Annotated in this window: 15 protein-coding genes; 9 read left to right on the forward strand and 6 right to left on the reverse strand. The window is 74.8% G+C overall.

What is annotated here, in order from left to right; all coding sequences use genetic code 11:
- Positions 1-54: 54 nt before the first annotated feature.
- Both E8D37_RS14525 and E8D37_RS14530 read right to left on the reverse strand, forming a co-directional pair.
- Positions 55-930: a class I SAM-dependent methyltransferase gene (locus tag E8D37_RS14525; RefSeq protein WP_240770448.1), complete on the reverse strand. Its 876-nt coding sequence runs from the start codon at positions 928-930 to the stop codon at positions 55-57.
- Positions 927-1,718, reverse strand: a complete 792-nt coding sequence (locus E8D37_RS14530; RefSeq protein ID WP_136570464.1) for an ABC transporter — start codon at positions 1,716-1,718, stop codon at positions 927-929. The genes E8D37_RS14525 and E8D37_RS14530 overlap by 4 nt, the downstream gene beginning before the upstream one ends.
- A 92-nt stretch (positions 1,719-1,810) precedes the next feature.
- Between E8D37_RS14530 and E8D37_RS14535 the strand changes: the two genes are divergently transcribed.
- Both E8D37_RS14535 and rpsA read left to right on the forward strand, forming a co-directional pair.
- Positions 1,811-2,773 carry an aminoglycoside phosphotransferase family protein gene (locus tag E8D37_RS14535; protein ID WP_136570465.1) on the forward strand — a complete coding sequence of 321 codons (963 nt, stop codon included), beginning with the start codon at positions 1,811-1,813 and terminating at the stop codon, positions 2,771-2,773.
- Between the two features lie 259 nt (positions 2,774-3,032).
- Entirely contained in the window at positions 3,033-4,499 is a 1,467-nt protein-coding gene (gene rpsA / locus E8D37_RS14540) for a 30S ribosomal protein S1 (RefSeq protein WP_136570466.1), read from the forward strand.
- A gap of 124 nt (positions 4,500-4,623) precedes the next feature.
- Here rpsA and E8D37_RS19915 read toward each other — a convergent pair whose 3' ends face one another.
- Entirely contained in the window at positions 4,624-4,782 is a 159-nt protein-coding gene (locus E8D37_RS19915) for a hypothetical protein (protein ID WP_168929761.1), read from the reverse strand.
- 94 nt (positions 4,783-4,876) lie between these two features.
- On the opposite strand from E8D37_RS19915, the gene E8D37_RS14545 reads away from it, so the two are divergent.
- A complete protein-coding gene (locus tag E8D37_RS14545) occupies positions 4,877-5,818 on the forward strand; it encodes a helix-turn-helix domain-containing protein (RefSeq protein ID WP_136570467.1) in 942 nt (313 codons plus the stop codon).
- Between the two features lie 15 nt (positions 5,819-5,833).
- On the opposite strand, the gene E8D37_RS14550 is transcribed toward E8D37_RS14545, so the two are convergent.
- Complete coding sequence (locus tag E8D37_RS14550; protein ID WP_136570468.1) at positions 5,834-6,955, reverse strand: crosslink repair DNA glycosylase YcaQ family protein; 1,122 nt, start codon at positions 6,953-6,955, stop codon at positions 5,834-5,836.
- A gap of 73 nt (positions 6,956-7,028) precedes the next feature.
- Positions 7,029-8,855, reverse strand: a complete 1,827-nt coding sequence (locus tag E8D37_RS14555) for an ABC transporter ATP-binding protein (RefSeq protein WP_136570469.1) — start codon at positions 8,853-8,855, stop codon at positions 7,029-7,031.
- 91 nt (positions 8,856-8,946) lie between these two features.
- On the opposite strand from E8D37_RS14555, the gene E8D37_RS14560 reads away from it, so the two are divergent.
- From E8D37_RS14560 to E8D37_RS19920, 6 genes are all read left to right on the forward strand, one after another.
- The gene (locus tag E8D37_RS14560; RefSeq protein ID WP_276606498.1) at positions 8,947-9,420 is read left to right on the forward strand and encodes a MarR family transcriptional regulator; all 474 of its coding nucleotides are present in this window, start codon (positions 8,947-8,949) and stop codon (positions 9,418-9,420) included.
- A 167-nt stretch (positions 9,421-9,587) separates the two neighbouring features.
- Positions 9,588-10,352, forward strand: coding sequence for a GntR family transcriptional regulator (locus E8D37_RS14565; protein WP_136570470.1), 765 nt, complete (start codon positions 9,588-9,590; stop codon positions 10,350-10,352).
- A 59-nt stretch (positions 10,353-10,411) separates the two neighbouring features.
- Entirely contained in the window at positions 10,412-10,729 is a 318-nt protein-coding gene (locus E8D37_RS14570) for a rhodanese-like domain-containing protein (protein ID WP_136570471.1), read from the forward strand.
- Positions 10,730-10,736: 7 nt separating this feature from the next.
- On the forward strand, positions 10,737-11,696 hold the full coding sequence (locus E8D37_RS14575; RefSeq protein WP_136570472.1) for a sulfite exporter TauE/SafE family protein: 960 nt from the start codon (positions 10,737-10,739) through the stop codon (positions 11,694-11,696).
- Positions 11,697-11,790: 94 nt separating this feature from the next.
- Positions 11,791-13,185, forward strand: coding sequence for a rhodanese-like domain-containing protein (locus E8D37_RS14580; protein WP_136570473.1), 1,395 nt, complete (start codon positions 11,791-11,793; stop codon positions 13,183-13,185).
- Between the two features lie 114 nt (positions 13,186-13,299).
- Positions 13,300-13,458, forward strand: a complete 159-nt coding sequence (locus tag E8D37_RS19920; protein WP_168929762.1) for a hypothetical protein — start codon at positions 13,300-13,302, stop codon at positions 13,456-13,458.
- On the opposite strand, the gene E8D37_RS14585 is transcribed toward E8D37_RS19920, so the two are convergent.
- Positions 13,413-14,066 (reverse strand): GNAT family protein, encoded by a 654-nt coding sequence (locus E8D37_RS14585; RefSeq protein WP_136570474.1) that lies wholly within the window; start codon positions 14,064-14,066, stop codon positions 13,413-13,415. The two genes, E8D37_RS19920 and E8D37_RS14585, sit on opposite strands and share 46 nt — an antisense overlap.
- Positions 14,067-14,129 lie beyond the last annotated feature (63 nt).

The raw sequence follows: 14,129 nt of genomic DNA on the forward strand, positions 1-14,129 counted from the left end.
CCGCAGTGACCGTCCGAGGCGCCGTCCCCACCCGGGGGCGGCGCCTCGGCGCGTCTAGGCGGGCAGGTCGGCCGCCACGATCGCCGTGCCCGGGGTGAGCCGCCCGCGGGTGGCGGACCAGCCGCCCCAGACCCGGTCGTGGTGCTCGGGCCACTCCGGCTCCAGCAGGCGGCGGATCACGAGGCCGCGGTCGGCCAGCAGCGACACCCAGTCGCCCAGCGTCCGGTGGTGCTCCACGTAGGAGACCTCCCCGCTGCCCTCGTCGACCTCCACGTAGGGCCGGCGGTCCCAGTAGGACTGGCTGGCCACCAGGCCCTCCTCGCCGGGGTCGTCGGCGAACATCCACCGGGTCGGGTGGGTGATGGAGAAGGCGAAGCGCCCCCCGGGGCGCAGCACGCGCACCACCTCGTCGACCGCCACGTCGATGTCCGCGACGAACTGCAGCGCGCCGAAGGAGGAGAAGACGACGTCGAACGAGCCGTCGGCGAACGGCAGGTCCGTGGCCGTGCCGCGCACCGACGGCACGGCGAGCCCGGTGGCCTCGTCGAGCCGACGGGAGTGCTGGAGCTGGCGGTGGGAGAGGTCGAGGCCGAACCCGCGGCCGCCGCGGCTGCGCACCCAGCGCGAGCACTGGCCGGCGCCCGAGCCGACCTCGAGCACGTCCTTGCCCGCGACGTCCCCCAGGACGCCCGCGCGCTCCTCGGTGAGGCCCTCGGGCCCCCACACGAAGCCCACGTCGCCCAGGAACTCGCCGTGGGTGGCCTGGTAGTCGTCGGCGTAGCGGTCCCAGTCCGGGCCGTTGGCCGCGCGCGACTCGGCCTCGTCCACGGCGCGCCGCTCCACCAGCACCGGCGGGAGCGGGGGATGGCTGCGGGAGTCGGGGGCGACGGGCGGCAGGTCGGGCAGGTCGGGGGAGGACGGTGCGCTCACCCCAGGCCCCCGGGCACGACGGGGTTCGAGCCGCCGCCACCGAAGCGGCGCCGCGGCAGGGGCAGCATGCCGGCGATCTCGCCGATCGGGCCGACGGCCTTCTCGAGGGCCTCCGCCGAGCCGGAGAGGGCGGGGACGAGGCGGGCCAGCTCGGCCAGGCGCGGCTGGAGCGCCTCGAGGGTCTCGCCCAGGGCGATGAGCTGGTCGAGCGTGCCGCCCTCGGAGAGCATCGTCTCCAGGAAGCCGTCGTCGGCGAGCATCCGGTCGGCCAGACCGCCGGGCCGGAGCACCTGCTCGAGCAGGCCCTCCTCCCGCGTGAGCCGGTCGACGGCCCCGTCCACGGCCAGGAGCCGCTCCAGGACTCCGCCCTCCTCCACGAGCCGGTCGAGCGCGCCTCCCTCGCCGGCGAGCCGGTCGAGGGCCCCGCCGTCGGTGAGCAGTCGCTCCACCGGCCCGCCGTCGGCCAGCAGCCGGTCGAGCACGCCGTCGCGGGCCAGCATCCGACCGAGCGGCCGGTCGGGCGAGACGAGCTCGGCGACCGCGGTGGCCAGCCGCAGCGGGCCGTCGGGGTCGTCCAGGAGGGCCATGAGCCGGTCGGCGTGCCCGCCGGGACCGATCACCTTCTCCAGCTGGTCGCGGTAGCCGCCCGGACGCCGCAGCGGGCCGTCGGGGGAGGCGAGGTCGCCGAGGGCGAGCGTGGTGCGGGTCGCAGCCAGGGCGAGCCGCCAGGGGAGCACCGCCACGGAGGCGGCTGTCCCGGCGGCGCGGCCGAGCAGAGGGGAGGCCATGGGGTCACCGTACGGCGCGAGACCGACGGTGGCACCGGCCCCGGCAGGCACCGGCTCGTGCGCACCGGTCCGGCCCTGCGAGCATCGGGGTCATGGACGCGCCCCTGCCCGAGGAGCCCCTGCCCGAGGAGCCCCTGCTCTCGCTGCCCGGGGTCGGCACGCTGCGTCCTCTCCCCGGCGGCTTCTCCGGGCGGGCGTTCCTGGCCGAGTCAGCGGGGGAGCGCACCGTCGTGCGGCTCCACCCGCCCGGCGAGCCCGGCGACCCGCTCGTCGCCGCCGCCGTCCTGCGCCGCGCCGAGCAGGTCGTCGGCCTCGTCCCGCCGGTCCTGGAGGCGCGCTCCGGGGACGCCGCCGCCGGCCTCCCCGGACTCCTGGTGACGGGGTGGCTGGAGGGGTCGCCGGCCGACCAGGTCCTGCCGACCCTCAGCGAGGAGGAGGCGGGCGAGGTGGGCGCCGCGCTGGGCCGGCTGCTCGCGCGCCTGGCCTCGGTGCCGCTGCCCGCCGCCGGGAGGTTCGTGGACGCCGGCCTGCGCACCGAGCCCTGGCCGGAGCCGTGGGACGAGCTCGCCGCCGCCGTGGCGGCACTGGCCCCGGGGCTGACGGGCTGGTCGGCGCAGGAGCGGGCCGGTCTCGACGCGCTGGTGGCCCGGGCGGAGGAGGTCCTGGCCGAGCCGCTGGCCGGCCCGGAGCACCCGGTGCTGGTCCACGCCGACCTCAACCCCAAGAACCTGCTGCTGTCCAGGACGCCCGAGGGCGTGCGTCCGGCCGGCGTCCTGGACTGGGAGCACGCGTACGCGGGCGCACCCGAGACGGACCTGGGCAACCTGCTGCGGCACGAGGAGCGTCCGGCGCTCGTCGAGCCGCTGGTCGAGGTCTACGCCGACCTCCGCGGGGAGGACCCGGGACTGCTCGTGGAGCGCGCGCGGGCGCTGGACCTCCTGGCCCTGGTCGAGCTCGCGTCGCGCGCCGGCACGCACCCGCCCGCCGAGCGCGCCGAGCGGCTCCTGAGACACTGCGCCCGGGCGCGCGACCTGGGTGCGACGCCCCGGTCCTGACGGCTGGTCAGCGCCGGTTGGACGGCTCCGGCCGTGCGCCGTACCCTGGTCTGTGCGCCTGGAGTCCGCCCACGTCCCGTACGGAGCGGACCGGGCTCGCCAGCGAAGCACGTCCCTCCTGCCGGCCGGGGTCACCCGGCTCGGCCCGGTGGGGCACTGCGGAGCGGCACCGACGGTGCCGACGGCCCTGTGGCCGTGACGGCGAGGGCTTCACGCGCGCACGTACGACTTCTGCCCACTCCAAGGACTCACCTACTCCATGACCATCTCTTCCACCCTTCCCGAGACCGACGCGCCGCAGGTTGCGGTCAACGACATCGGCTCGGAGGCGGACTTCCTCGCCGCGATCGACGAGACCATCAAGTACTTCAACGACGGTGACATCGTCGACGGCACCATCGTCAAGGTGGACCGTGACGAGGTCCTGCTCGACATCGGCTACAAGACCGAGGGCGTCATCCCCTCGCGCGAGCTGTCGATCAAGCACGACGTGGACCCGGCCGAGGTCGTCTCGGTCGGCGACCAGGTCGAGGCCCTCGTCCTCCAGAAGGAGGACAAGGAAGGCCGCCTGATCCTGTCCAAGAAGCGCGCCCAGTACGAGCGCGCCTGGGGCACGATCGAGCAGGTCAAGGAGGAGGACGGCGTCGTCGAGGGCACCGTCATCGAGGTCGTCAAGGGCGGCCTCATCCTCGACATCGGTCTCCGTGGCTTCCTCCCCGCCTCGCTGGTGGAGATGCGCCGCGTCCGCGACCTGCAGCCGTACGTGGGCCAGACCCTCGAGGCGAAGATCATCGAGCTGGACAAGAACCGCAACAACGTGGTCCTGTCCCGCCGCGCCTGGCTCGAGCAGACCCAGTCCGAGGTCCGCCACGGCTTCCTCACGCAGCTCCAGAAGGGCCAGATCCGCAAGGGTGTCGTGTCCTCGATCGTCAACTTCGGTGCGTTCGTGGACCTCGGCGGCGTCGACGGTCTCGTCCACGTCTCGGAGCTGTCCTGGAAGCACATCGACCACCCGTCCGAGGTCGTCGCCGTGGGCGACGAGGTCACCGTCGAGGTCCTCGACGTGGACATGGACCGCGAGCGTGTCTCCCTGTCGCTGAAGGCGACGCAGGAGGACCCGTGGCAGCACTTCGCCCGTACCCACCAGATCGGTCAGATCGTGCCGGGCAAGGTCACCAAGCTGGTGCCCTTCGGCTCCTTCGTCCGCGTCGAGGAGGGCATCGAGGGCCTGGTGCACATCTCCGAGCTGGCCGAGCGCCACGTGGAGATCCCGGAGCAGGTCGTCCAGGTCAACGACGGCGTCATGGTCAAGATCATCGACATCGACCTCGAGCGTCGCCGCATCTCGCTGTCGCTGAAGCAGGCCAACGAGACCGCCGTCGCCACCGACGTCGAGGAGTTCGACCCGACGCTCTACGGCATGACCGCCACGTACGACGAGCAGGGCAACTACGTCTACCCCGAGGGCTTCGACCCGGAGACCGGCGAGTGGCGCGAGGGCTACGACGAGCAGCGCGCCGCCTGGGAGGCCGAGTACGCCCAGGCGCACGCCCGCTGGGAGCAGCACGTCAAGCAGCAGCAGGAGGCCGCCAAGGCCGAGATCGAGGCCGGCGAGGCCACCTCGTACTCCTCCTCGAACGAGACCGACGAGGTCGCCGACGGCGGCTCGCTCGCCTCGGACGAGGCGCTGCAGGCGCTCCGCGAGAAGCTGACCGGCGGCAACTGAGCCCCCGGCGGCTGACGCCCTCACCGGCGTCCCGCACCCACGAACGAAGCCCCGCCCGGGTCACCCGGGCGGGGCTTCGTCGTTTCTCGGGGGTCGTTCTCGGTGGTCGACGGGAGGGCGCGGCTCAGTGCCACGAGGAGCCGGTGTGGGCGAACTCGTCCGTCTCGTGGCTGCGGGGCGGGACGTAGCCCTGGCCGGGGCGGTCGTCGAGCAGGGAGCGGAGACCGAGGAGGGCGGTCGTGGTGAGGGCGGTGAGGAGCAGGAAGAGGACGAGTGCGGTCATGGCAGGAATCCTGCTCTGCGTAAGATCCTGCCGCGAGTGGCAGAGATGTCACTGATGCTCGATTTCCTGCCACTGCTCGTGAGAGGCTGTCCCCGTGCTCACCAACGTCGCCGCCCTCGTCTACGACGGGGTCGCCCCCTTCGAGCTCGGCGTGCTCTGCGAGGCCTTCGGCCTGGACCGGGCCGACGACGGCGTGCCCGTGCTCGACTTCGCGGTCTGCGGCGTCCGCCCCGGCCCGGTGGAGACGGACATGGGTTTCGCCATCGACGTCCGGCGCGACCTGGGGCGGGTGGCGGAGGCCGACCTCGTCTGCGTGCCCGCCCAGCCCCGCGGCGAGGCGCCGCCGGAGATCATCGCGGCGCTGCAGGCCGCCCACGAGCGCGGTGCGCGCCTGCTGTCGGTGTGCTCGGGGGCCTTCACGCTGGGCGCCGCGGGCCTCCTCGACGGCCGGGAGTGCACGACGCACTGGCGCTACACCGCCCGCCTGGCCGGCCAGTTCCCGCTGGCCACCGTCGTGCCCGAGGTGCTCTACGTGGACAGCGGGCAGGTGGTGACGAGCGCGGGCACCGCCGCCGGGATCGACGCGGCGCTGCACGTGTGGCGCCAGGAGCACGGGTCCTCGGTCGCCAACGTGATCGCCCGCCGGATGGTGGTCCCGCCGCAGCGCGACGGCGGCCAGGCCCAGTTCATCGCGCGCGCGGTGCCCGAGTGCGACGCCGACACGCTCGGCCCCCTGCTGGCGTGGATGATGGAGAACCTGGACGCCGACCTGGGCGTCGAGACGCTGGCGCGGCGCGTCCACCTGGCTCCTCGGACCTTCGCCCGGCGCTTCCGCGAGGAGACCGGCACCACGCCCCACGTGTGGGTGACGGCGCAGCGGGTGCGCGCGGCCGAGGAGCTCCTTGAGCGCAGCGACCGCCCCGTGGACTGGATCGCCCGCGAGGTCGGGTTCGGCAACCCGGCCACCCTGCGCCACCACTTCACCCGGGTCCGGGGCCTGAGCCCTCAGGCGTACCGGCGACAGTTCGCCTGCTGAGAGGTGTCGCGGGCCTCAGGCCCGCACGACCTCGGCGTCGAGCCAGGCCGCGAGGTCGGCCAGCTCGGCGTCCACGTCCTCGCGCAGGGACGCGGGCCACGGCGCGTCCTCGTGCACGGCCCGGACGAGCAGGGTGCCCTCCAGTGGCAGGTGCTGGGCGTCGACCTTGCCCACGAGGTCCTCGCCGTGCAGGACCGGCAGGGCCCAGTAGCCCCAGCGGCGGGCCGAGGCCGGCTTGTACATCTCCAGCTGGTAGTCGAAGCCCCACAGCTCGGCCATGCGCTTGCGGTCCATGACGAGCCGGTCGAGCGGTGAGAGCAGCGCGGTGCGCGGCAGGAACGAGTCCGCGTGGGCGTCCAGGAGGGTGGGGTCCACGCGCCAGGTGCCGCGGACGCCCTCGATGCTCGCCGGCTCCCCGCTCGCCCCCACGTCGTGGGGCTCGCCGGGCGCGACGGCCGCCCGGGCGCGCGCGACCCCCAGTGCCGCGAGCCGCCGACGGGCCCGCTCGGCCAGCGCCTCGGCCGGCGGCACCGGCTCGTCGTCGGGGAGCACCCGCTCGGCGAGGTCCCAGAGCCGGTGCTGGCCCTGACGGCCGACCACGGCCACCTCGCCGCGGGCCGCCATGAGGTCGAGGAGGCGCAGCAGGGAGCGGTCGTCGTTCCAGCCGCTGGAGCGCCAGGGGCGGACGATCGCGCCCCTCGGGAGGTCGGGCGCGGCGAGCGGGCCGTCCTGCCGGAGGAGCTCGAGGGTCTCCAGCCGTGCGCCGTCGTTGTCCTCCACCCACGCGGCCAGCTCCTGCTGCCACGGCGAGAGCTCGCCGGTGCCCGGCCAGGCCGCCATCTCCGCGGTGTGGAGCCGCACGTCCTCGGCGGGGCGGGCGTACCCGCCGATCTCGACGAGCGCGCCTCCGGCCAGCAGGTCGTCCAGCTCCTCGCGGTCGTAGCCGCTGCCCAGCCTGCTCCAGAGCACCAGGTGCGCGCTGGGCGCCACGTGCCGGGTCGGGTCGAGCTGGAGGACGCCGAGGTGGCGCACCACCTCCAGGACGTCGCCGGGTCGTCGCCCGGTGAGGAGCTGGGCACGCACCGCGACGCGGCGCGCCTCGGCGCGGGAGAGGCGGTGGGCGGGCGGGGGAGGCACCCCGCCACCCTAGGCAGTCGCGCCGACAGGCCGCGCCCGTCGTGCCCGTCGTGCCCGAGTGGTGCGGCGCGCCTCAGGCGGCTGCGGTCCCCAGGCCGCGCCGCACGAGGTCGGCGTAGCGACCCGCCCGCAGGAGCAGCTCCTCGTGGGTGCCGACCTCGGCCACCCGCCCGTGGTCCAGGACGACGATCTGGTCGGCGTCGCGCACCGTGCTCAGCCGGTGGGCGATCGTGATGGTGGTGCGGCCGTGCGCCAGCCGGTCGAGCGCCTCCTGGACCTCGCGCTCGGTGGTGTTGTCCAGGGCGCTGGTCGCCTCGTCCAGGACGAGGACCCGGGGGTCGCGCAGCAGGGTCCTGGCGATGGCGAGCCGCTGTCGCTCGCCGCCGGAGAAGCGGTGGCCGCGGGAGCCGACCATGGTGTCGTAGCCGTCCGGCAGTGACGCGATGACGTCGTGGATGCGGGCCGCCCGGCAGGCCTCCTCGAGGTCGGCGTCGGTGGCCTCCGGGCGCGCGTGGCGGAGGTTCTCGGCGACGGTGGCGTGCAGCAGGTAGGTCTCCTGCGTGACGACGCCGACGGTGCGGGCGACGTCGGCCAAGGTCAGGTCGCGCAGGTCGATGCCGTCGACCCGGACGGCGCCGGAGGTCGGGTCGTGCAGGCGGGCGACGAGCGAGGCGAGCGTCGACTTGCCGCTGCCCGTCTCGCCGACCAGCGCCAGGGAGCCGCCGGCCGGCACGTGCAGCGTGACGTCGCGCAGGACGGGGGAGTCGCCGTAGGCGAAGGTGACGTGGTCGAGGTCGACCTCGCCGCGCGGCTCGCCGAGGGGCACCGGGTGCGCCGGGTCGTCGATCTCCACGGGCAGGTCCAGGTACTCGAAGAGGCGGCTGAACAGGGCCAGGGAGGCGGTGACGTCGACGCCGACGTTGAGCAGCTGGGCCAGCGGGCGGAACAGCTGGGACTGGAGCGCCACGAACGCCACGAGCGTCCCGATCGTCATCCCGCCGCTGGTGGCGGGGAACCCGGCGGCCAGGTACAGGGTCGCCGGCACGACCGCGAACACGACCGTCATGCTGGCCATCCGCCACCGCCCCGCCAGCTGAGAGCGGACCTCGAGGTCCACCAGGTCGGACGACGTGCGCCGGAAGCGCTCGGCGAGAGCAGGGCCGGCGCCGAGGGTCTTGGTGAGCTGCACCCCGCTCACGGAGAGTCCCTCCTCGACCTGGACGTGCAGGTCGGCCAGCTTCTTCTGGCGCGCCGTGGTCACCGCGTAGCGCAGCTTGGCGGTCTGCCGGGAGAGGATCACCGCCGGGGGCAGGACCACGAGGGTGACGAGGGCCAGCCGCCAGGAGAGCGCGAGCATCGCCACGATGGAGCCCACCACGATCGTCACGTTGGAGGCGATGGACGTGGCGGTCGACGTCACGACCGACTGCATGCTCCCGATGTCGTTGATGACCCGGGACTGGATCTCGCCCCCGCGGGTCCGGGTGAAGAAGCCCACGGACTGGCGCTGGAGGTGCGTGAACAGGTCGGAGCGGAGCCGGTGCATGACCTTCTGGCCCACGGCGGTGGAGATCCACGTCTGGCCGACGCCCAGGACCGCGGTGACGACCGCGACCAGGACCATGCCGAGCACGCACAGGAGCAGCAGGCGCACGTCGCCCGTCGGCAGGGCGTCGTCGATGACGGCACGCACCAGGAACGGCGAGGCCAGCGACGCCAGCGAGCTGGTGACGATGAGGACGACCACGAGGGCCAGGGCGGCACGGTGCGGACGGAAGAGCCCGGCCACCCGGCCGACGGAGACGGGGGAGGAGCGCAGCTGGTCGCGCGCCGCGCGCCGCTGCTCGGGGGTGCTGCCCATGCCGGGGCGGCCTCCGCCGCCCCCGGGGTGGCCTGCCATGCGACCACTCCTTCCTCTGCCGTACGGGTGTCGATCAGTTAGTGAGGTTACCTCACGATGAGGCAACCCGCATTCCCGCTAGAGTGTTCCCGTGCCCCACGCCGACAGCTCACAGGACCCGCGCGAGGCCGGTCACGTCCACCAGGAGACGACGGGGGACCTGCTCATGAGCGCGGCGCGCTCCCTGCGGCGCGCGGTGTGGCACTCGGCGGGGGAGTGGGACGTCGCGCCGGCCCAGGCCAAGGCGCTGGGGGTGGTCTGCCGCGAGGCGCCCGTGCGCATCTCCCGGCTCGCCGAGCGCCTGCACATCGCCCCGCGCTCGGCCACCGAGGTGGTCGACCACCTGCAGGAACGGGGGCTCGTGCTGCGCGAGCCCGACCCGGTGGATCGTCGCGCCACCTGCGTCGTGCCGACCGAGGAGGGTCGTCGGCTCCAGGCGTTGCTGGCAGAGTCCCGGCGCCAGGCCACGGAGGGCTACCTCGCCGTCCTGGACGACGAGGAGCGCGCCGTGCTGGACCGGCTCGTCCGACGCCTGGTGCTGGCCGAGCGGCCGGAACGCGCCTGAGCCCGCCGCGGTCTGATCCGGGCCGCACGCGCTCCTGACCTGCGCGGACGCGCGCGCCCCACGGGGGGTGGTCCGCGGGTGCTCGCGCGCCCTCTTGCGCCCCGGTGAATATGTCCGTACATTGAGGGATATAACCCCTCGGGGGGTTCCATTCAGGAGGAGCGAGGATGACCGAGCAGACGCTGGCCCGACTCGACCGGGGCGCGCCCCAGCCGCTGTGGGAGCAGCTCCAGGCCGATCTCAACCGGAGGCTGGAGCGGGGCGAGTTCGTCGACTCCTTCCCCGGCGAGATGCAGCTCGTCGCTGACTACGAGGTCAGCCGGCACACCGTCCGCGCCGCGCTCCGGGCGCTGCGCGAGACGGGCGTCATCGAGTCCGCTCGCGGCCGCCAGCCCCGTGTCGCCGCCCCCCGGATCACCCAGTCGCAGGGCACCCTCTACAGCCTCTTCGCCTCGGTGGAGTCGACCGGGCACCGGCAGCGCTCGGTCGTCCGCCGCCTCGAGGTCTTCGCGGACGGCGTGGTCGCCAGCCGCCTCGGCCTGGAGGAGTCCTCGCCGCTCGTCTACCTCGAGCGCGTGCGGATGATGGACGACGAGCCCCTGGCGCTGGACCGGGTGTGGCTGCCCGCCGAGGTCGCCGCGCCGCTGCTCACCGTCGACCTCTCCGCCACCTCGCTCTACGGGGCCCTCGAGGCCCACTGCGGCATCCGCCTCACCGGCGGCACCGAGCAGGTCCGCGCCGTCGTCCCGACGTCGGCCGAGCGCCGCACCCTCGGCATCGGCGCCGACGTCGCTGCCCTGCACCTCGAGCGCGTCGGCACGAGCCTCGGCCGCCTCGTCGAGCTCCGTCGGACCCTCGTCCGGGGCGACCGCTACGCCCTGGTCACCGACCTGGCGAGCCCGGACCGCGTCCAGGTCACCGCCGAGTCCTGACGCGCCGCACCCCCGGACCACCCCGCACGCCCACCCCGCGACAGACCCAGGAGACCGCCATGACCACCGCCGTCCGCACCGTCGACGTCCACGAAGCCCGTCGCCTCGCCGACCAGGGCGCCGTCCTGCTCGACGTCCGCGAGGACGACGAGTGGGCGCAGGCCCACATCGACGGCGCCACCCACGTCCCGCTGGGCACCCTCGACCCCGCCGCCGTGGGCCGCGACCGCCTCGTGGTGGCCGTGTGCCGCTCCGGCAACCGCTCCGGCCGCGCCGCGGAGGCCCTGGCCGGTGCCGGCGTCGACGTCGTCAACATGACCGGCGGCGTCCTGGCCTGGGCCGAGGCCGGCCTGCCGCTCGTCGTCGCGGGGGAGTGAACGAGTCGTGGAGCTCCTCCTGCTCGCCGGGCTGGGCCTGGCCATCGGCCTCGTCCTCGGCGGCCTCGGCGGTGGCGGTGGAGTCCTCACGGTCCCCGCGCTCGTCCTGGTCGTCGGCCAGTCCGCCGTGCAGGCGACCGCCAGCAGCCTCGTCGTCGTCGGGGTCGCGGCCGTCGTGGGCGCCCTCGGGCACGCCCGCGCCGGGCGGGTCCGCTGGGGCACCGCACTGGGCCTCGGCGTGGCCGGGCTCCCGACGGCCTGGGTCGGCGCGCAGCTGAGCCACGCGGTCCCCGAGCCGGTGCTGCTCCTCGCCTTCTCGGGCCTCATGGTCGTGGCCGCGGCGGCGATGGTCCGCGGCTGCCCCTCCTGCATCGAGATCGACCCCGAGAAGGCGCCCACCCCGCGCCTCCCGGCCCTCCCGTCCCTGCGGCGTCGCTACCGCGACGCCCGCCCCGCCCCCACCTCGCCCGCGGTCCGTCCGACCGTCGCGGCCGCCGGCACCCCTGTCGCCGGTGGCCAGGCAGCCGGCCGGGCGGGGGTCCTCGTGGCCGCCCGCACCGCCGTGTCCGGCGAGATCGCCGACCGGGCCCCCGCGGGCACCGGTCGCGGCCTGGCCGCGGCCGGCGCGGTCGGCCTCGCCGTCGGCCTGCTCACCGGGTTCCTCGGCGTGGGCGGCGGGTTCGTCGTCGTCCCGGCCCTCGTCATCGTGCTGCGCCTGCCCATGTCGGTGGCCGTCGGCACCTCGCTGGTGGTCGTGGCGCTGAACTCCGCCAGCTCGCTGCTGGCCCGCCTCGGCAGCCTCGAGATCGACTGGGCGGTCGTCGTCCCCTTCTCCCTCGCGGCCGTCGCCGGGGTCCTCCTCGGCCGGCGCGTCGCCGACCGCCTGCCCGCCGCCCGCCTGCGGCATGGCTTCGCCGCACTCCTCGTGCTGGTCGCCGCCGCCACCGCCGTCTCCACCGTCGTCTGAGTACCACCAGCTCCCCACGCCAGCACCGCACCGCACCGCACCACGCACTCCGACCGGCCCGCGTCACGGGCCCCGCCCGATGAAAGGTTCCGCCATGTACTTCGCCCAGCACTACCTCGACTGCCTGTCCCAGGCCTCCTACCTCGTCGGGGACGAGGCCTCGGGCCAGGCCGTCGTCGTCGACCCCCGCCGTGACGTCGCCGAGTACGTCGAGGACGCGGCCGCCCACGGCCTGCGGATCGTGGGCGTCATCAACACCCACTTCCACGCCGACTTCCTCGCCGGCCACCTGGAGATGGCCGAGGCGACCGGCGCGTGGATCGGCTACGGCGACCGGGCGGAGACCGACTACGACATCCGCTCCTTCGCCGACGGCGAGCGGGTCGAGCTGGGCGGGCCGGACGGGGTGACCCTCGAGATCATGCACACGCCGGGCCACACGCCCGAGTCGATCAGCGTCCTGGTCTACGAGCACGGCACCGACGAGACGCCCTACGGCGCCCTCACCGGTGACGCCCTCTTCATCGGCGACGTGGGCCGGCCCGACCTCCTGGCCTCCTTCGGCGTCACCGCTCGCGAGCTCGGCGGGATGCTCTACGACTCCGTGCAGCACAAGCTGATGGGCCTGCCCGACGAGGTCCGGGTCTTCCCGGCCCACGGCGCCGGCTCGGCCTGCGGCAAGAACCTCTCCACCGAGACGCAGTCCACCATCGGGGAGCAGCGCCGCTTCAACTACGCGTGCCAGCCGATGGACGAGCAGACCTTCGTCGACATCGTCACCGCCGGGCAGCCCTCCGCCCCGGAGTACTTCGGCTACGACGCCACCCTCAACCGCCGTCAGCACGCCACGTACGACGAGTCGGCCGCCGCCGAGCTGACGTTCGCCCAGGCCACCGAGGCCACGGCCGGCGGCGCCGTCCTCCTGGACACGCGCGAGCAGTCCGAGTTCGCGGCCGGCCACCTGCGCGGGTCCGTGTCGGTCCCGCTCGACGGTCGCTTCGCCGAGACCGCCGGCATGCTGCTGAAGCCGCACGACGAGATCGTCGTGGTCGCCCCGGAGGGGCACGAGGCCGAGGCCGTCACCCGGCTGGCCCGGATCGGCTTCGACGGCGTCGTCGGCCACCTCGCGGACATCGAGGAGGTGCTCACGCAGGCCGAGGGCGTGTGCGTGGGCCACGCGAGCCGCCTCACCCCGGCCCAGCTCGACGAGGTCCTGGCCGACGAGGCCCGCGACGTCGTGCTCGTCGACGTCCGCAACGCCGGTGAGGTCGAGGCCGGTGGCGTCGAGGGCGCGCTGAACATCCCGCTGGCCGAGCTGCGCCGCCGCGTCGACGAGGTCCCGCGCGACAAGGCCGTCGTGGTCTACTGCGCGGGGGGCTGGCGGTCCTCGGTCGCCGCCTCCTACCTGCGCAGCGAGGGGTTCACCGACGTCTCCGACATCCTGGGCGGGTTCAACGCGGTGGACGCCATGCGCGCCGCCGAGGCCTGAGCGACACCCTCCCCCTCAGCCCACCCGACGAGACCAGAGCCAGGAGCAGCCCTGCCCGCCGACCTGCCGCCCGAGCACGACCGCCTGCGCCCCGGCGACCACGTGGGCGCAGGCGTGCCGGACCACGTGCCGTTCACCGTCCACGGGCGGGGCGGGCCGCACGGGCGGCTGCGCCTGCGGCCGCGGACACCGCGGATCGTCCTGCTCGTGCCGCTCCTGGCGCTGGTCTACGCGGTGGCGCTGGTCGCGGTCGCGCTCTCCACGCGGGCCTGACGCCACTCCTGCACCAGGAGCGCGTAGCCGTAGCCGTCGAGCCAGCCCCGGGTCCGGTGCAGCGAGTCGGCGCGGCCGTGCAGCTCCCGACGCATCCCGACCCGCTCCATGAGCCGCCACGAGGCGGTGTTGTCGGCGAAGCAGCTCGCGGTCACCCGCCGGGCGCCCAGGTCCTCGAACGCGACGGCCAGTGCCGCGGTCACGGCCTCCGTGGCCAGGCCGCGCCCCTGCTCGGCGGGGTGGAGCGTCCAGCCGAGCTCCACCTCGCAGCCCTCCGCCTGCTCGCGGACCTCCGCCTGCGCCCAGCCGTCGCGGACGGCGAGCATGAGGTCGCCCAGCACCCTCCCGTCCCCGACGTCCGCCACCACGAGCTTGGAGCGGATGCGCTCGGGCCGCAGGAACCGCTCGAGGTACTCCTCGCGGCGCGTCGAGGCCCAGCCGATCCACTCCGTGACCTCGGGCAGGCGACGGAACGCCCAGGTGGCGTCGGCGTCGGCCGGCGTCTCCGGCCGCAGGAGGAGCCGCGGCGTGCGCAGCGGCCACGGGCGGCAGCCGTGCAGGGTCGTGGGAGGCCCGGGGGACCGGCGGGTCGGCTGGGGGGAGCTCATCGGCCGATCGTGGCACTGCCCCGGGCCGCGCGCCCGGGCCTTTGTGCCGTCTCGCCCCGGCCA

This window comes from Nocardioides sp. GY 10127 (assembly GCF_004919085.1).
Lineage (GTDB): Bacteria > Actinomycetota > Actinomycetes > Propionibacteriales > Nocardioidaceae > Nocardioides.